The sequence below is a fragment of the Paraburkholderia graminis C4D1M genome, from assembly GCF_000172415.1.
Lineage (GTDB): Bacteria > Pseudomonadota > Gammaproteobacteria > Burkholderiales > Burkholderiaceae > Paraburkholderia > Paraburkholderia graminis.
In genome coordinates, this window is the sequence record NZ_ABLD01000005.1 from 144,045 (window position 1) to 160,346 (window position 16,302).

Annotated in this window: 16 protein-coding genes; 7 read left to right on the forward strand and 9 right to left on the reverse strand. The window is 64.1% G+C overall.

Annotation, left to right across the window (positions count from 1 at the left end):
- Positions 1 to 30: 30 nt before the first annotated feature.
- Both BGRAMDRAFT_RS10990 and nodI read right to left on the reverse strand, forming a co-directional pair.
- On the reverse strand, positions 31 to 858 hold the full coding sequence (locus BGRAMDRAFT_RS10990) for an ABC transporter permease (protein ID WP_006048803.1): 828 nt from the start codon (positions 856 to 858) through the stop codon (positions 31 to 33).
- 75 nt (positions 859 to 933) lie between these two features.
- Positions 934 to 1,848 carry a nodulation factor ABC transporter ATP-binding protein NodI gene (gene nodI, locus BGRAMDRAFT_RS10995; protein ID WP_006048804.1) on the reverse strand — a complete coding sequence of 305 codons (915 nt, stop codon included), beginning with the start codon at positions 1,846 to 1,848 and terminating at the stop codon, positions 934 to 936.
- A 275-nt stretch (positions 1,849 to 2,123) separates the two neighbouring features.
- On the opposite strand from nodI, the gene BGRAMDRAFT_RS11000 reads away from it, so the two are divergent.
- Positions 2,124 to 2,588: a universal stress protein gene (locus BGRAMDRAFT_RS11000; RefSeq protein WP_006048805.1), complete on the forward strand. Its 465-nt coding sequence runs from the start codon at positions 2,124 to 2,126 to the stop codon at positions 2,586 to 2,588.
- Between the two features lie 85 nt (positions 2,589 to 2,673).
- Here the strand turns inward: BGRAMDRAFT_RS11000 and BGRAMDRAFT_RS11005 are convergent, their stop codons facing one another.
- The 3 genes from BGRAMDRAFT_RS11005 to lexA form a co-directional block, all read right to left on the reverse strand.
- Entirely contained in the window at positions 2,674 to 3,375 is a 702-nt protein-coding gene (locus BGRAMDRAFT_RS11005) for a DUF2939 domain-containing protein (RefSeq protein ID WP_006048806.1), read from the reverse strand.
- A 129-nt stretch (positions 3,376 to 3,504) separates the two neighbouring features.
- Positions 3,505 to 3,885, reverse strand: coding sequence for a hypothetical protein (locus BGRAMDRAFT_RS11010; RefSeq protein WP_006048807.1), 381 nt, complete (start codon positions 3,883 to 3,885; stop codon positions 3,505 to 3,507).
- 107 nt (positions 3,886 to 3,992) lie between these two features.
- Positions 3,993 to 4,655 carry a transcriptional repressor LexA gene (lexA, locus tag BGRAMDRAFT_RS11015; protein ID WP_006048808.1) on the reverse strand — a complete coding sequence of 221 codons (663 nt, stop codon included), beginning with the start codon at positions 4,653 to 4,655 and terminating at the stop codon, positions 3,993 to 3,995.
- A 311-nt stretch (positions 4,656 to 4,966) separates the two neighbouring features.
- On the opposite strand from lexA, the gene BGRAMDRAFT_RS11020 reads away from it, so the two are divergent.
- From BGRAMDRAFT_RS11020 to BGRAMDRAFT_RS11045, 6 genes are all read left to right on the forward strand, one after another.
- Positions 4,967 to 6,025 (forward strand): sulfate ABC transporter substrate-binding protein, encoded by a 1,059-nt coding sequence (locus BGRAMDRAFT_RS11020; RefSeq protein WP_006048809.1) that lies wholly within the window; start codon positions 4,967 to 4,969, stop codon positions 6,023 to 6,025.
- 152 nt (positions 6,026 to 6,177) lie between these two features.
- Positions 6,178 to 7,080, forward strand: a complete 903-nt coding sequence (gene cysT / locus BGRAMDRAFT_RS11025; protein ID WP_006048810.1) for a sulfate ABC transporter permease subunit CysT — start codon at positions 6,178 to 6,180, stop codon at positions 7,078 to 7,080.
- Entirely contained in the window at positions 7,077 to 8,153 is a 1,077-nt protein-coding gene (gene cysW, locus BGRAMDRAFT_RS11030) for a sulfate ABC transporter permease subunit CysW (protein ID WP_006048811.1), read from the forward strand. Before cysT ends, cysW begins: the two co-directional genes overlap by 4 nt.
- Positions 8,153 to 9,211 (forward strand): sulfate/molybdate ABC transporter ATP-binding protein, encoded by a 1,059-nt coding sequence (locus BGRAMDRAFT_RS11035; RefSeq protein ID WP_006048812.1) that lies wholly within the window; start codon positions 8,153 to 8,155, stop codon positions 9,209 to 9,211. Before cysW ends, BGRAMDRAFT_RS11035 begins: the two co-directional genes overlap by 1 nt.
- Before the next feature lie 85 nt (positions 9,212 to 9,296).
- The gene (locus BGRAMDRAFT_RS11040) at positions 9,297 to 10,223 is read left to right on the forward strand and encodes a CysB family HTH-type transcriptional regulator (protein ID WP_006048813.1); all 927 of its coding nucleotides are present in this window, start codon (positions 9,297 to 9,299) and stop codon (positions 10,221 to 10,223) included.
- A 111-nt stretch (positions 10,224 to 10,334) separates the two neighbouring features.
- Positions 10,335 to 11,366, forward strand: a complete 1,032-nt coding sequence (locus tag BGRAMDRAFT_RS11045) for an asparaginase (protein WP_006048814.1) — start codon at positions 10,335 to 10,337, stop codon at positions 11,364 to 11,366.
- A 134-nt stretch (positions 11,367 to 11,500) separates the two neighbouring features.
- On the opposite strand, the gene BGRAMDRAFT_RS11050 is transcribed toward BGRAMDRAFT_RS11045, so the two are convergent.
- The 4 genes from BGRAMDRAFT_RS11050 to gcl form a co-directional block, all read right to left on the reverse strand.
- Positions 11,501 to 11,902: a DUF3597 domain-containing protein gene (locus tag BGRAMDRAFT_RS11050; protein WP_006048815.1), complete on the reverse strand. Its 402-nt coding sequence runs from the start codon at positions 11,900 to 11,902 to the stop codon at positions 11,501 to 11,503.
- Positions 11,903 to 12,498: 596 nt separating this feature from the next.
- On the reverse strand, positions 12,499 to 13,407 hold the full coding sequence (locus tag BGRAMDRAFT_RS11055; protein ID WP_006048817.1) for a 2-hydroxy-3-oxopropionate reductase: 909 nt from the start codon (positions 13,405 to 13,407) through the stop codon (positions 12,499 to 12,501).
- Positions 13,408 to 13,519: 112 nt separating this feature from the next.
- Positions 13,520 to 14,329, reverse strand: a complete 810-nt coding sequence (gene hyi, locus BGRAMDRAFT_RS11060; RefSeq protein ID WP_006048818.1) for a hydroxypyruvate isomerase — start codon at positions 14,327 to 14,329, stop codon at positions 13,520 to 13,522.
- Between the two features lie 103 nt (positions 14,330 to 14,432).
- On the reverse strand, positions 14,433 to 16,208 hold the full coding sequence (gene gcl, locus BGRAMDRAFT_RS11065; RefSeq protein WP_006048819.1) for a glyoxylate carboligase: 1,776 nt from the start codon (positions 16,206 to 16,208) through the stop codon (positions 14,433 to 14,435).
- Positions 16,209 to 16,302 lie beyond the last annotated feature (94 nt).

Here is a 16,302-nt window from a genome sequence, read left to right on the forward strand (position 1 = left end):
CCTTTGGAGGAACGCGCGCGAAGCCGTCCGCTACTTCATCATCCTGCGCCGGAACAGCACCGCCGACACAACAAAGCCGCCTACCGCATAAACCGTCAGCACGACGACATGCGATAACGCGTTATCGAGCGGGCGCGCGAGCATCGCTGGCCGGAGCAGATCGACGGCGTGCGCCAAAGGCAGCACTTGCGCCGCACCGCGCGCCGCGGCGGGCAACTGCGAGATCGGAAAAAACACGCCCGAAAGCAGCAGCATCGGCGTCAACACCAGCGTCTGATAAAACATGAAGAAGTCATACGACGGGGCGAGCGCGGTCACCACCATCGCGACACTCGCGAACGCCAGTCCCGTCAGTACGATGACGGGCAGCGCCAGCAGCATCGACGGAAAATTGGCGTAGCCGAGCGCGCCCGCCACGAGCATGATGGCCACGCCCGACAGCACCGACTTGCTGGCCGCCCAGATCACTTCGCCGAGCACGATGTCGCCGAGCGTCAACGGCGTGTGCATGATCGCTTCCCACGTGCGCTGCACGTGCATGCGCGAGAAGCCGGAATACATCGACTCGAAGCTCGCGGACATCATCACGCTCGACGCGACCGTGCCCGCGGCGAGGAACGCGATGTACGACACGCCGTCCACGCGGCCGACCATCAATCCCAGGCCGAAGCCGAGGCCGAACAGGTAGATCATCGGATCGGCGAGATTGCCGAACATCGACGCGAGCGCGAGCTTTTTCCACACGAGGTAGTTGCGGCGCCACACGGCGATCCAGTTGACCGCGTTGGCGGGCAGTGCGGCGAGCAGCGCCTGGCTCGGCGGCTTCGCTTCGTTGCTTCGGTAGGTGCGTGCATCCATTGCGTGTCTCGTGCGGGGTTTGGTGCCGTGATTCTCTAGTGTCTCTTTCGGTGTCTCGTGTCGGATCGACGAAAGTCAGTCCTGCATCTCGCGGCCCGTGAGCCGCAGGAACACATCCTCCAGATTCGCCGGACGATGCAGATAGCGCAGATCCGCGCGCTGCTTGAGCCGCGCGTGCACCGGCGCCGCGTCGTTCACATAACAGAAAAGCGTCTCGCCGCTGATTTCCGTGCGCTGCGCGAGCGGCGCGAGTTCGTCGCGCAACGCGAGCGGATCGGGGCCGAAAATCTCGATCACGTCGCAACCGATTTCCGATTCGATCAGCGCCCTCGGCGCACCTTCCGCGATCTTGCGTCCTTCTTCGATCACGCACAGCCGGTCGCATAACCGCTCGGCTTCCTCCATGAAATGCGTGGTCAGCAGGATCGTCTTGCCGCGCGCGAGCAGCGAGCGCAGCCGCTCCCAGATCAGATGCCGCGCCTGCGGGTCGAGGCCGGTGGTCGGCTCGTCCATGATCAGCACGTCGGGATCGTTGACGAGCGCCCGCGCGAGCGTCAGGCGCCGCTTCATGCCGCCCGACAGCTCGCTCACGCGCGCGTCGGCCTTGCTTTCCAGACGCGCGAATTCGAGCAGCGACGGCACCATCGCGCGGCATTGCGCGCCGCTCAGGCCAAAGTAGCGGCCGAAGACCAGCAGGTTCTCGCGGACGGTGAAGTCCGGATCGAGGTTATCGAACTGCGGCACGACGCCGACGCGTGCCCGCGCTACGCGCGCGCGGCCTGGAATCGGCTCGCCGCACAGATGGATCGCGCCGGCGTCCGGCGCGGCGATGCCGAGCAGCATGCGCAACGTGGTCGTCTTGCCCGCGCCGTTCGGTCCGAGCAGGCCAAAACATTCGCCGGTGTCGACGTGAAACGACAGTCCGTCGACAACCTTCTTTTCGCCGTAGCTTTTTTCAACCTGGTCGAACTGGATGGCGGTATCGGGCATGAATGAGATCGACGTCACGGAAAAGGCGCGAATGGCCGGGAAGGCTGCTCATTCTAGGCCATCGGCTGCGAACGGGTGGCCGCTGCGGCGCGCGATCAGAGCCGCTTCTTGCACCGCCGCATGAACGCCGCCGACGCTGCTCCAACGGCGCGAAGCTCGCATGCACAAGGCAGGGGCATGCACGAGTCGCACTTAGCGTTTTCCATCCCTTGCAAGCTGAATTGCGGCGCACCATGATTAACTCAGACCGCGCTTTTGCGGAAAGGGGAAATACCATGGCGAGCTACCAGAAAATCCTGCTGTGCTACGACGGCTCGCGTGAAGGCCGCAAAGCGCTGCGCTGCGGCGCCGATCTTGCGCTTGACCTCAAAGCGGAAACGCATCTGCTCTCGGTCGTGGACATGCGCTCGAGCATCGCGCAAAGCGCGGGCCTGCTGACCGACGTCGCGTGCGGCAGCTTCGAAAAGACCGCGCGGGACATCCTGCAAGAAGGCGTGGACTGGCTGACGGAGCGCGGCGTGCGGGCTCAAGGGCACTTTGCGTTCGGCCATCCGATCGACGAGATCGCCAATCTGGCCAATGAACTGCATGTCGACCTCGTAGTGGTCGGCCACCGCTGCCGCACCGGCTTGTCCCGATGGTGGATGGGCGCGGGCAACACGCCGCTGCTCGACCGCGTGTCGTGCAGTATCCTGGTGGCGTGTTCATCGGCGCAGGAGCAGCAGCAAGAGGCGGCTTGAGCACACGGCTCGCGCTTGCGAGCTTCGCGGTGCGAGTGCGGCTGTCGAATTCGCGAACTCCAACGCCCAAGCGCCGCGCTCCCTCTCACTCGTTCAGATTGACCGCGGCCAGCTTCCACGTGAACAGGCCTTCGCGCAGGAAGATCGCGGAGTAACGCGCGTCGCCCGCGCCGTGCTGATACGTGACGACGAATTCGTTGATGCCGCGATAGCCGGCCGTGGTTTCTGGCGGCTGCGGCGGCGTGACGCCATGCGCCGCGTTCCCTTCTCCACCGGAGTTAGCGCCACTGCCGGCTCTTTGATCCGCGCCGCTTTGATCGGCATTATTAGCGCTGCCCGGCGCTCCCGGCGCAGGTCCATTTCCCGCAGCCGGATTGCTCGCAGCCGGCGGCGCGGGCGGCCGTTCGCCCGGTACGCCGCGCGGCGGCATGCCGTTGAGCAACGCGGCCACGCCGTCGGGCGTCGCATACGCATCGACTAGCGGGCCGATCAATGCGACGCCGATCATCGCGCCGATCGCGGCCAATGGGTTGCCGTTTCCGCGCGAGTCGAGCCGCCGCGTCAGCAAACCCGTCACCTGCTGCTTGAGGCTTTCGCGCAACGCCGGGAAATCGACGTACTGATTCACCGTCTGCGCGTCGCGCGCGTCGGCGGCGCGTTTGAGGTTGTTGAGCGCGATATACGGCGATGCATAGCCAAAGCCCAAGCCGGCGATTATCGCGATGACGATCAGCGCGACGACAAGCGGACGAGCACCGCGCTTCTTGCGTATTGATACTGCTGCCATGGGCCGGGATTCTCCATCAGGTGTGATCGAACGTGGACCGGCGTTGCGCCGAAACGATCCCCACTCATGATTCCCGTTCGATGCGACGAACGACGTTTCCCGCAACGCGCCCGCACACCTTACCGCACATCAGGACTCGAACACCGCGCCCTGGACGTTGGTTTCGTCGGCGATGCAACGGTCGATCATTCTGCACACCGCGTCCATGGTGCCGACCATGATGAGCCGCGACGGCCCGTGATAAACCCGTACCGGCGCACGGCGCGCCGGCTCCGCGGTATTGAGCCCGGAATTCAGCGACACCCGCGCGAACGCCGGCAACGACGACGGCAACAAAGACGCCTGTAAAGATGACGAAGCGGCATGCGCACCGGAGCCGTTCACCGGCGAGTCGAACAGCGACGCAGTGGCGGCCGTGGATGCTTCAATCAGTGAGCAGGGCACCAGCTTGCGCAGATGGCGCAAACGGCCGAACTGGCGAAACGGCAACAGGCGGGCAAGGCGTTCCATGAGGCTCTCCGGGCGATTCAACGTGTGTGCTGCGGTAGGGAGTGGCAGGCGAGGGTTGATCCGCCTGTGTACGGTGTACTGACAGGCGACCAACCCGGCAGGCGCGATCAGAACTCGCCGGGGCGAATCAGGCCGACAGCAATGCCTTCCAGCGCGAAGTCCGCACTGCCTGTCTCAACGAAGATGTTCTCGTAATCAGGGTTCTCGGCGATCAGCTCGATACCGTTGGGCCGGCGCTTCAGGCGCTTGACCGTGACGTCGTCGCCGAGGCGGGCAATGATGATCTGGCCGTCTTTCGCCTCGCTTCTTTTCTGCACGGCGAGCAGATCGCCGTCGAAGATGCCCGCGTCGCGCATGGACAGGCCGCGCACCTTCAGCAGGTAGTCGGGCTTGCTCGAGAACAGCGCCGGGTCGCACGCATAGTGCTGCGCGATATGTTCCTGCGCGAGGATCGGGCTACCGGCCGCGACCCGCCCGATGAGCGGCAGCGACAGTTGCATGATGCTCGGATGCGGCAGCGTGAACTGATGCTGCGTGCCGTCCTGCCCGAAGTCCTGGCTGGGCAGCAGACGGATGCCGCGCGACGCGCCGGCGGCGAGTTCGATCACGCCCTTGCGGGCAAGCGCCCGCAAATGCTCTTCGGCCGAATTGGCTGAGCTGAAGCCCAGCTCGGCGGCGATCTCCGCGCGGGTGGGCGGAAAGCCGGTGCGTTCGATCGCCCGGCGGATCAGATCGAAAACCTGCTGCTGTCGTGCGGTGAGTTTTGTCATGGCGCCACTGTATGTATGAACAGGTGACTGTATTTTTATACAGTATTCGGCGCAATTCAAGCTTTACTTTAAGTTCGCGCTCAAGCACCGCGCTGCAACGTCGTCAATCGACGTCAAAACATCGGTTTGAGTGCCGCAACGCCTTGGCTGGCTGTCATTACCACTTTTGCGTATTAAAAAATGAGGAAACATTATTTTTAATGATGAAAGCCCTTCGATAGACTGGCCTCCAGTCGCGCTCATGTGCACGTGACCCGACGCAAAACAACACCACTCGCAGCTTTAGCGGACCAACACGCGGAGAACAGGACATGAATCATCGCAACACGGGGCGGGCACGGACAACCCATAAGGCGCGCACGCTCATCGCCGCGCTCGCATTCGGCGCGGCGGCCGCGCTCGGCGTGATCGGCACAATCGGCCAGGCGCAAGCCGCCGACAACACGCTGCTGAACGTTTCCTACGACCCGACCCGCGAGCTCTATCAGGACGTGAACCAGGCGTTCGGCAAGGAGTGGAAGGCGAAGACCGGCGAAACCGTCACGTTCAAGCAGTCGCATGGCGGCTCGGGCGCGCAGGCTCGCTCGGTGCTCGACGGCCTGCAGGCCGACGTCGTGACGCTTGCGCTCGCCTACGACATCGACGCGCTCGCCAACAAGGGCTTGATCGACAAGAACTGGCAGAAGCGCCTGCCCGACAACGCGTCGCCTTATACGTCGACGATCGTGTTCCTGGTGCGCAAGGGCAACCCCAAGCACATTAAGGATTGGGACGATCTGACGAAGCCGGGCGTGTCGATCGTGACGCCGAATCCGAAGACCTCGGGCGGCGCGCGCTGGAACTACCTGGCCGCGTGGGCGTACGCCGCGCATCAGCCGGGCGGCAACGACCAGAAGGCCAAGGAATTCGTCGGCAAGCTCTACAAGAATGCGGGCGTGCTCGATTCGGGCGCGCGCGGCGCGACCACCAGCTTCGTGCAACGCGGGATCGGAGACGTGCTGATCGCGTGGGAAAACGAGGCGTTCCTGTCGATCAAGGAATTCGGCACGGACAAGTTCGAAATCGTCGTGCCGTCGGTGAGTATTCTGGCCGAGCCGCCGGTCGCGGTGGTGGACAAGGTCGTCGACAAGCACGGCACGCGCAAGCTCGCCGAGGCGTATCTAAACTTCCTGTACAGCCAGGAAGGGCAGGAAATCGCCGCGAAGAACTTCTACCGTCCGCGTTCGAACAAGGTGCCGGCCGAGTTGACCGCGAAGTTTCCGAAGCTGAAGCTCTACACGGTCGACGATTCGTTCGGCGGCTGGACCAACGCGCAAAAGACGCACTTTGCCGACGGCGGCGTGTTCGATTCGATCTATCAGCCGCAGTAAGTAGCATCGTCCAGGTCCGCGCCGCAACCCGGCGCGGACAGGGCAAACGCGACGCGCCGTCAGGCGTCGTGAAGGAGCGCGCCGCGGGCGCGCTTTTGGCCGATCGGGACGCCGAGGCCTGCAACACGAGCATCAACTGAAAGAGTACGAGCATGACGACGTTGACCTTCCGAAAGCCGAGCGCGTTGCCCGGTTTTGGCCTGACCCTCGGCATCACGGTGGCTTATCTGAGCCTCGTGGTGCTCATTCCGCTCGCGGCGACTTTTCTGAAAACGGCGACCCTCGACTGGAGCCAGTTCGTGCGCGCGGTCAGCTCGCCGCGCGTGCTCGCTTCATACCGGCTGACGTTTTTTTCCGCGCTCGGCGGCGCGCTGATCAACGCGGTGTTCGGCTTTCTGGTCGCGTGGGTGCTGGTGCGCTACACGTTTCCGTTCAAGCGCATCGTCGACGCGGTGGTCGATCTGCCGTTCGCGCTGCCGACGTCGGTGGCCGGCATTTCGCTCGCGGCCGTTTATGCGGGCAACGGCTGGATCGGACAGTTTCTCGAGCCGCTCGGCCTGAAGGTGGCCTTTACGCCGGTGGGCGTGCTGGTTGCGCTGACGTTCATCGGCTTGCCGTTCGTCGTGCGCACGGTGCAGCCGGTGCTCGAGGAGTTCGAGCGCGAACAGGAAGAGGCCGCCGCCTGCCTCGGCGCGTCGCGCTGGCTGACGTTTCGCCGCGTCGTGCTGCCGGCGGTTTTCCCGGCGTTGCTGACGGGCTTCGCGCTCGCGTTCGCGCGTGCGCTCGGCGAATACGGCTCGGTCATCTTCATCGCCGGGAATGTGCCGATGAAGTCGGAGATCACGTCGCTTCTCATCATCACGAAGCTCGAGCAATACGACTACGCCGGTGCGACCGCGCTTGCCGTGGTGATGCTCGTCGTCTCGTTCCTGATGCTGCTTTTCATCAACACGTTGCAGTGGTACTTGCAGCGGCGCACGAGCCGCGGCGGTTCCGGTCCTGCGCCCGCAGCGAGCGTGACGAGCGTCGCGGCGATCGGCGGAGGTGTGCAATGAGCCGCCAGTCTGTCGATAGCCTCAAGCCTGGCGACGGCGCCAACAGTGTTGACGCGCACGCCGCGCCTACGCGCGCGCCGCTGAATGCAGCGCGCCGGCCCGATCCGGTGACCGAGCCGCCCGTGGTGCGCTGGATTCTCATTGGCATCGCGCTGCTGTTTCTCGCGCTCTTTCTCGTCGTGCCGCTCGTCGCGGTGTTTTATCAGGCGTTGAGCAAGGGGCTCGGCTTCTATCTGGAGTCGCTCGCGGACCCGGATGCGCTCGCCGCCATCAAGCTCACGGCGATTACCGCGGCGATCGCGGTGCCGCTCAATCTCGTGTTCGGCCTCGCGGCCTCGTGGTGCATCGCGAAGTTCGAGTTTCGCGGCAAGGCGCTGCTGACCACGCTGATCGATTTGCCGTTTTCCGTGTCGCCGGTGATCTCGGGTCTCATCTACGTGTTGATGTTCGGCGCGCAGGGATGGTTCGGTCCGTGGCTGCAGGCGCACAACATACAGATCATTTTCGCGGTGCCGGGCATCGTGCTCGCGACGATCTTCGTCACGTTCCCGTTCGTCGCGCGCGAATTGATTCCGCTGATGCAGGCGCAAGGCAACGACGAGGAAGAAGCCGCGCATGTGCTCGGCGCGTCCGGCTGGCAGATTTTCCGCCGCGTCACGCTGCCCAATGTGAAATGGGGCCTGCTGTACGGCGTGATTCTGTGCAACGCGCGGGCGATGGGCGAATTCGGCGCGGTGTCGGTGGTGTCGGGCCACATTCGCGGGCAGACCGACACGATGCCGCTGCACGTCGAAATTCTCTACAACGAATACAACTTCTCGGCGGCGTTTGCCGTGGCGTCGGTGCTGGCGTTGCTCGCGCTCGTGACGCTCGCGCTCAAGCTGCTCGCCGAGCGTCATATGTCGGCGGAATTGTCGGACGTGCGCGACGTGCCCGCACATGCTGGTCCTGTCACGCTGCCGTCGGCGCTGTCCGCGTCGTCGTCCGCAGCGTCGGCGGCCTCGTCGTCTGGCTCCAGGCCGCTCAAAACATCAGTCTCGCAGCAACACCCGCTCAAGCAAGGAGAGCTGTAATGGGTATCACCGTACGTAACCTGCAAAAGCGCTTCGGCGATTTCGTCGCGCTCGATAACGTCTCGCTCGATTTTCCGCCGGGCGAACTGGTTGCGCTGCTCGGGCCCTCGGGTTGTGGCAAGACCACCTTGCTGCGCGTGATCGCCGGCCTCGAATACGCGGATGGCGGCCAGGTCGAACTGCAAGGCCAGGACGTCGCCACGGTCGGCGCACGCGAGCGCGAAGTGGGCTTCGTGTTCCAGCATTACGCGCTGTTCCGTCACATGACGGTGTTCGAGAACGTGGCGTTCGGGCTGCGCGTGAAGCCGAGGAAAGAGCGGCCTTCGGAAGCGGTGATCCGCGAAAAGGTGCATGAGCTGCTGAAGCTCGTGCAACTCGACTGGCTCGCGCAACGCTATCCGTCGGAGCTGTCGGGCGGGCAGCGGCAGCGCATCGCGCTTGCTCGCGCACTTGCCGTCGAACCGAAAGTGCTGCTGCTCGACGAACCGTTCGGCGCGCTCGACGCCAAGGTGCGCAAGGAACTGCGTAGCTGGCTGCGGCGTTTGCATGACGACCTGCATATCTCCACGATCTTCGTCACGCACGATCAGGAAGAGGCGCTCGAAGTGGCGGACCGCATAGTCGTGCTGAATCATGGACACGTGGAGCAGGTCGGCAGTCCGCAAGACGTGTACGACCATCCGCAAACGTCGTTCGTCTATGAGTTTCTCGGCGCGGCCAACCGGCTGCACGGCAAGGTCGACGCAAGCGGTTTCGTGGTGGACGGCGCGGCGTTGCCGGTTGCGATCGGCACCGACTTCAGCGGTCCGGCTTTCGCCTATGTGCGTCCGCACGATCTGCAGTTGTATCCGCAGTCGGCGGGGCACCGCGAAGGTATCGTCGTCGATGTGCGGCGTGTCGTGACGCTGGGCGGCTCGGTGCGAGTGGAACTCGCGGGCCGCGAAGGCAATCTGCTCGAAGCCGAACTCGATCGCGAATCATGGCGCGAGCTGCAACTCGCGGTCGGCGACGGCGTGACGGCCGTGCCGCGCGCGCTGCGCGTGTTTCCGGCGCAATGAGCGCGCGAGCACCCACGCGCAACCCGATTCGATCCAACGCGACCCACTCCAATAATTCAACTTTCGCTGAACCGGACACTTCAACATGAACTTCCAGCAACTGCGCTTCGTGCGCGAGGCCGTGCGTCAGAACATGAACCTGACCGAAGTGGCGAACGTGCTGTACACGTCGCAGTCGGGCGTATCGAAACAGATCAAGGATCTGGAAGACGAACTCGGCGTCGACATCTTCATTCGACGCGGCAAGCGGCTCACCGGCCTGACGGAACCTGGCAAGGCGGTGCATCAACTGATCGAGCGGATGCTGCTCGACGCGGAGAATCTGCGCCGCGTGGCGCGCCAGTTCGCGGATCAGGACAGCGGCCACCTCGTGGTCGCGACCACCCACACGCAGGCGCGCTACGCGTTGCCGAAAGTGATTCGCCAGTTCACCGAGGTGTTCCCGAAGGTGCATCTCGCGCTGCGTCAGGGCAGCCCGCAGCAGATCGCGCAGATGATCATCAACGGCGAGGCGGACATCGGCATCTCGACCGAGGCGCTCGACCGTTTCCCGGACATCGTCACGTTCCCGTGCTATTCGTGGCATCACGTCGTGGTCGTGCCGAAGGATCATCCGCTCGTCGGCCGCCCGAATCTGACGCTCGACGAAATCGCCGAATTCCCGATCGTCACGTATGACCAGGACTTCACGGGCCGCTCGCATATCGACCAGGCGTTCGCGAAAGCGGGCGCGCTGCCCGACGTGGTGCTGACCGCGATCGACGCCGACGTGATCAAGACCTACGTCGAACTCGGCATGGGCATCGGCGTGGTGGCCGCAATGGCCTATGACCCGAAGCGGGACACGGAACTGGTCGCGCTCGACACGCAGCATCTGTTCGAAGCAAGCACGACGCGCGTTGGCTTGCGCAAGGGCGCGTTCCTGCGCGCGTACGCGTACCGGCTGATCGAGATGTTCGCGCCACAATTGACGGAGGCGGAAATCGCCGTGCAATTGCGCGAGGCGGTGTGAGCGCGCGATTGTTTAAGCGATCTGCTTAAACGATCCGCTTAAGCGATCAAAGGGTTTGTGAGGACTTCAACGGCGCGAGAGGGCGGCGCATCATCGCTTACAATCGCCGCCATGAACACACTGACTTCCTCCTCTTCATCAAGCGCTGCGGCGCCGCTGCCGCGCATCGCCGTGCTGGCGACCGGCGGCACGATTGCCGGCGCCGCCGCGGACGCCACCAACACTTCCGGCTATCAGGCCGGCGTGGTCGGCGTCGAACAATTGCTCTCCGTGGTGCCGGCGTTGTCGACGGTGGCGCGCATCGCGCCAGAGCAGATTGCGAGCATCGACAGCAAGGACATGGCGATGCCGCTATGGACCACGCTCGCGCAACGCATCAACACGCTGCTTGCCGCCGACGACATTGACGGCGTCGTCATCACGCACGGCACGGACACGCTCGAGGAAACCGCCTATCTGCTGCATCTGACCGTCAAGTCGGATAAGCCGGTCGTGCTGACCGCCGCGATGCGTCCGGCGTCGGCGTTGTCGGCGGACGGTCCGCTCAATCTGCTGAATGCGGTCACCGTTGCAGCGAATCCGGCCGCACGCGGGCAGGGCGTACTCGTCGCGTTCAACAACAGGATTCACAGCGCGCGCGACGTGGTCAAGACGAGCACCTATGCCGTCGATGCGTTCCAGTCGCCGGAAATTGGCGCGCTGGGCTGGGTGCAGGACGGGCGCGTCGAGTTTCAGCGCAGCGTCGTGCGTCCGCATACACGCGCGACCGAGTTCGTGATCGGCGCGAACTGGCCGCATGTGGAGATCGTCGCGAGCTATGCGGGCGTATCGCGTATCGCCGTCGATGCATTCGTGACAGCCGGCGTGCGCGGCATCGTGGTGGCGGGCACGGGCAACGGTTCGATTCACGCGTCGCTTGCGCAGGCACTCGCCGATGCAGCGTCGCAGGGCGTCGCCGTCGTGCGTTCGTCGCGCGTGGGTTCGGGACATGTGATGCGCAACGGCGCAGCCGCCGACGATGCACTCGGTTTCGTCAGCGCCGGCTCGCTCAATCCGTACAAGGCGCGCGTGCTGTTGATGCTCGCGTTGGCCGCGGGCGGCGCGGGGCCGGTTGCACTGCAAAAGGCGTTCGATACGTACTGATCGACCTCGCGCGAGCGGCCCGATTCAAAGTCGGAAACGTGTCCCGCAGATGAACGTCAAATGACAACGCGGCGCTCAGGTCATCGACCTGGCGCCGCGTTATCGTTTGAGCTTGACGTTTGTCGCGATGGACGTCAGTCCGCCAGATCCGCGGGCAACTTGCCGCCGTTCGCCGCCAGCGCTTGCATTACCTGCTTGTGCAGCCAGACATTCATGCTCGCCGAATCGTTCGTGTCGCCGCTGTACTTCAGTTCGCGTGCGAGTTCCTTGCGATGCTCGAGGCTGCTGTCCACGCCGAGCGCCTTCAGCGTGTCGACGATCGACGTGCGCCAGTTCAACGTTTGACCGCTCTCGCTGACGAACTGGTCCATCACGGCAGCGACGTCCACATCGGCCAGCGGCGCGGGCGCCGGTGCAGCCTGCGGTGCGGCAGCTTGCGCCGCTGCCGGGTCCGGTGTCGGCTCGACTGCCGGTGCGGGCTGGTCGGGCTTCGCTTTGCCGAAGAGCTTGTTCACGATGTCACCAAAGATGCTCATTCTGAATCCTTTGCAGATGGGTTACCGGCGCAAGCACATACCGCTCACGGGTTGAACACTGGTTGCGAGTCGTTGCAAGTCGTTTCGACTCGGGCGAACGAAGCAGGGCACATGCGCCGCAATGATCGGCAAGCCGTACGTGATCGCCGATACGCCGCAACCAGACTCAGGGAGTGTAGGAGAAAAGCGCGGACCGAAGTGTCAAAAAAGGTCGTGCCGCGGACGCGGAGTTGCAAGCAAATGCAAGCGGACTTGCGAGCCAACGTGCGAGGGAATCTGCAAAGACAGGCGCTGGCAGGCGGCGCGCATGGCGCACCTGCTGCGAGAGATTGGCGGAAAGCGCATAACGATGAATCCGACAGCCGGACACCCGACGACGACGTCTGACCGACCAAGGCTTCCCCGGCGCCGCCGGGTGCCGCTGCGGACCCCACTTTGCCGCTCTCAGCCCAGAGCGGCTCGATTTGCCCGCTCCGCCGCGATGCCGCGCGACGGAACAGGCGCCCCACATTGGATTGCCGTGACGTGCCGAAGGAAGCGGCGTCGGCGGCAATCGTGTTACTGCGCTCCGCAAGCCGCGAAGCAACCTTGCGACATCAGGCCGCTTTCGCCTCGCTATCCGGCGCCTGCGCGACTTCATAGTTGGCCATGATCTCGAGCGCGCGAACCATCGCCGAGTGATCCCACGCCTTGCCGCCGTTCGCTGCGCACACGCTGAACAGTTGCTGCGCGCTTGCGGTATGCGGCAGCGCGATGCCTAGCTTGCGTGCGCCGTCGAGTGCGAGGTTCAGATCCTTTTGATGCAGTTCAATCCTGAAGCCCGGATTGAACGTGCGCTTCGTCATGCGCTCGCCATGTACTTCGAGAATGCGCGACGAAGCGAAGCCGCCCATCAATGCCTTGCGTACACGTTCCGGGTCGGCGCCCGAGCGCGACGCGAACAGCAGCGCTTCGGCCACGGCCTCGATGTTCAACGCGACGATGATCTGGTTCGCGACCTTGCACGTTTGACCCGCGCCGTTATCGCCGATCAGCGAGATGTTCTTGCCCATCAGTTCAAAGAGCGGCTTGGCCTGCGCGAACGCTTTTTCAGGGCCGCCAACCATGATCGTGAGCGTGGCCTCGCGTGCGCCGACCTCGCCGCCGGACACCGGCGCATCCAGATAGTCGACGCCGAGCGCATTGATCTTCTTCGCGAACGCCTGCGTGTCGAGCGGCGAGATCGAGCTCATGTCGATCACGAGCTTGCCCGCTGTCAGACCGGCGGCGACGCCGTCGTCGGCGAACAGCACGTTAGCAACGTCAGGCGTGTCGGGCACCATGATGATGACGATGTCGGCGGCTTGCGCGACGGCGGTGGAATCGGCCACCACGTTCGTGCTCTTGCCCAGGTCTTCCGGCACCGGATACGCGCCGTTCACGAACAGCGTGTGACCGCCCTTGAGAAGGTTGCGCGCCATATGCGCGCCCATGATGCCGAGCCCGATGAAACCGATCTTTGCCATGTGTCTGAATCTCCAGTGTTTCCAGTGTTGTTTGCGCGCCCGCGAGGGGACGTGCTTCAAAGGCGCGCTGCGCCCGGTTCGAGCAATGCGGTGAAGATGAATCGCGCCTGGCTCACGCTGCCGCGTGCGCGGCGCCGCGCGTTTGCCCGGCCACGCTCTGCACCCAGACGAGGCCGGCCGTGGTGGTGGTGCGCGGCTTGTATTCGCAGCCGATCCAGCCGTCGTAGCCGATCGAGTCGAGCAGATCGAACAGGAACGGGTAGTTGATTTCGCCGGTGCCGGGTTCGTTGCGCCCCGGGTTGTCGGCGAGCTGGATGTGCGCGATGTGCGGCAGATTCTTTTTGATCGTGGCCGCGAGTTCGCCTTCCATCCGTTGCATGTGATAGATGTCGTATTGCAGGAACAGGTTGTCCGAGCCGACCGCGCGAATCACGTCAAGACCTTCGCTCGAGCGGTTCAGCGCGAAGCCCGGAATGTCGTACGAGTTGCACGGTTCGACGAGCAGCCGGATGCCCGCTTTCTTCAGTTCGCCGGCCGCGAAACGCAGGTTATCGACGATGGTCGAGCGCGCCTTGTCGGCATCGATGCCCGCGCCGGGAATGCCGACGAGGCAGTTCAGTTGCGGCACCTTCAGCGCGCTCGCATATTCGATCGCGCGGCCCACGCCTTCCTGGAATTCGCTCACGCGATCGGGCAGGCACGCAATGCCGCGCTCGCCGGCTTCCCAGTTGCCCGCAGGCAGGTTGTGGAGCACGAGCTTGAGCCGGTTCTGCTGAAGACGCTCGCTCAGCTCGGCGATCGCATACGGATACGGAAACAGGAATTCGACGGCGTGAAAGCCCGCGTCCGCCGCCGCCGCAAAGCGGTCGAGGAACGGGACTTCGTTGAAAAGCATCGTGAGATTCGCTGCGAATTTCGGCATGGTGCGTAGGTCTCGCTGGTCGGTCAGTGGAGTGGATCGTCATGCAGGCGCAACGCGGCCGCGCATCGCGCCTGCATGATCGAACCGGTGATGTCTTGCGATGTCAGTCGGCGATGCTGATTGCGGTGGGCGCGTCCTCGCGCGTCGTGGCCAGTTCCTCGAACTCGTTGATCGCGTCGATCTCGGCGCCCATCGAAATATTGGTCACGCGCTCGAGAATCACTTCGACGATGACCGGCACGTTGAACTCGGAGAGCATCGACTGCGCTTTTTGCAGCGCCGGCTTGAGCTCCTCCGGCTTGAACACGCGAATCGCCTTGCAGCCGAGACCTTCGGCCACCGCGACGTGATCCACGCCGTAGCCGTTCATTTCCGGCGAGTTGATGTTCTCGAAGCCGAGCTGCACGCAGAAGTCCATGTCGAACGCGCGCTGCGCCTGGCGGATCAGGCCGAGGTACGAGTTGTTCACGACCACATGCACGTACGGCAGCTTGAACTGCGCGCCGGCGGCGAGTTCTTCGATCATGAACTGGAAGTCGTAGTCGCCGGAGAGCGCGACGATCGGCCGTTGCGGATCGGCTGCGCGCACGCCGAGGGCGGCCGGAATCGTCCAACCGAGCGGGCCCGCCTGGCCGCAGTTGATCCAGTTGCGCGCCTTGTAGACGTGCAGGAATTGTGCGCCGGCGATCTGCGAGAGACCGATCGTGCTCACGTAGCAGGTGTCGCGGCCGAACACCTGGTTCATCTCTTCGTAGACGCGCTGCGGCTTCATCGGCACGTTGTCGAAGTGCGTCTTGCGATGCATGGTCTGCTTGCGCTGCTGGCAATCGGCGACCCACGCGCTGCGGTCCTTCAGCTTGCCCGCGGCCTTCCATTCGCTGGCCACTTCGACGAACAGTTCGAGCGCCGCCTTCGCATCCGACACGATGCCGAGGTCCGGACCGAACACGCGGCCGATTTGCGTCGGCTCGATATCGACGTGCACGAACTTGCGGCCCTTCGTGTAGACATCGATGCTGCCCGTGTGACGGTTCGCCCAGCGGTTGCCGATGCCGAGCACGAAGTCGGACGCGAGCATCGTCGCGTTGCCGTAGCGGTGCGAGGTCTGCAGACCGACCATGCCGGCCATCAGCGGATGGTCGTCGGGAATCGCGCCCCACGACATCAGCGTCGGGATCACCGGCACGCCGACGGTTTCCGCGAACTTCACGAGCAGGTCCTCGGCGGCTGCGTTCAGCACGCCGCCGCCGGAGACGATCAGCGGCTTCTCGGAATCGTTGAGCAGCGTGAGCGCGGCCTCGATCTGCTTGCGCGTCGCCTTCGGCTTGTAGACCGGCAGCGGTTCGTAGGTGTCGATATCGAATTCGATTTCGGCGAGCTGCACGTCGATCGGCAGATCGACCAGCACCGGACCGGGGCGGCCCGAGCGCATCAGATGGAATGCCTGCTGGAACACGCGCGGCACGAGCGCCGGCTCGCGCACCGTCACCGCCCACTTGGTGACGGGCTTGGCGATCGACTCGATGTCGACGGCCTGGAAGTCTTCCTTGTAGAGACGCGCGCGCGGCGCCTGGCCCGTGATGGCCAGAATAGGAATCGAGTCGGCCTGGGCGGAGTAGAGACCGGTGATCATGTCGGTGCCGGCGGGACCGGACGTGCCGATACACACGCCGATGTTGCCGGGCTGCGCCCGCGTATAGCCTTCGGCCATGTGCGACGCGCCCTCGACGTGACGCGCGAGCACGTGGCTGATGTTGCCGGCCTTGCGCATCGCCGAGTAGAACGGGTTGATGGCGGCGCCCGGCACGCCGAACGCGGTGTCGATACCTTCTTTTTCGAGCACCAGCACGGCGGCGTCGACGGCTCTCATCTTGGCCATGAATGTCTCCTGAATGTCCTGGGAATTGGCGATTAAGGCTGTTGAACGCACTTTAGGCTCGACCTAAAGGTTTGATAAGATCAGTCCGCGTCGC

Coding starts and splice junctions, on each gene's coding strand:
- lexA (WP_006048808.1), bottom strand. CDS start 4,655: ATGACAAAACTCACCGCACGACAGCAGCAGGTTTTCGATCTGATCCGC.
- gcl (WP_006048819.1), bottom strand. CDS start 16,208: ATGGCCAAGATGAGAGCCGTCGACGCCGCCGTGCTGGTGCTCGAAAAA.
- cysW (WP_006048811.1), top strand. CDS start 7,077: ATGAGCCGCCAGTCTGTCGATAGCCTCAAGCCTGGCGACGGCGCCAAC.
- BGRAMDRAFT_RS11050 (WP_006048815.1), bottom strand. CDS start 11,902: ATGAGCATCTTTGGTGACATCGTGAACAAGCTCTTCGGCAAAGCGAAG.
- BGRAMDRAFT_RS11005 (WP_006048806.1), bottom strand. CDS start 3,375: ATGGCAGCAGTATCAATACGCAAGAAGCGCGGTGCTCGTCCGCTTGTC.
- nodI (WP_006048804.1), bottom strand. CDS start 1,848: ATGCCCGATACCGCCATCCAGTTCGACCAGGTTGAAAAAAGCTACGGC.
- hyi (WP_006048818.1), bottom strand. CDS start 14,329: ATGCCGAAATTCGCAGCGAATCTCACGATGCTTTTCAACGAAGTCCCG.
- BGRAMDRAFT_RS11020 (WP_006048809.1), top strand. CDS start 4,967: ATGAATCATCGCAACACGGGGCGGGCACGGACAACCCATAAGGCGCGC.
- BGRAMDRAFT_RS11055 (WP_006048817.1), bottom strand. CDS start 13,407: ATGGCAAAGATCGGTTTCATCGGGCTCGGCATCATGGGCGCGCATATG.
- cysT (WP_006048810.1), top strand. CDS start 6,178: ATGACGACGTTGACCTTCCGAAAGCCGAGCGCGTTGCCCGGTTTTGGC.
- BGRAMDRAFT_RS11010 (WP_006048807.1), bottom strand. CDS start 3,885: ATGGAACGCCTTGCCCGCCTGTTGCCGTTTCGCCAGTTCGGCCGTTTG.
- BGRAMDRAFT_RS10990 (WP_006048803.1), bottom strand. CDS start 858: ATGGATGCACGCACCTACCGAAGCAACGAAGCGAAGCCGCCGAGCCAG.
- BGRAMDRAFT_RS11000 (WP_006048805.1), top strand. CDS start 2,124: ATGGCGAGCTACCAGAAAATCCTGCTGTGCTACGACGGCTCGCGTGAA.
- BGRAMDRAFT_RS11040 (WP_006048813.1), top strand. CDS start 9,297: ATGAACTTCCAGCAACTGCGCTTCGTGCGCGAGGCCGTGCGTCAGAAC.
- BGRAMDRAFT_RS11035 (WP_006048812.1), top strand. CDS start 8,153: ATGGGTATCACCGTACGTAACCTGCAAAAGCGCTTCGGCGATTTCGTC.
- BGRAMDRAFT_RS11045 (WP_006048814.1), top strand. CDS start 10,335: ATGAACACACTGACTTCCTCCTCTTCATCAAGCGCTGCGGCGCCGCTG.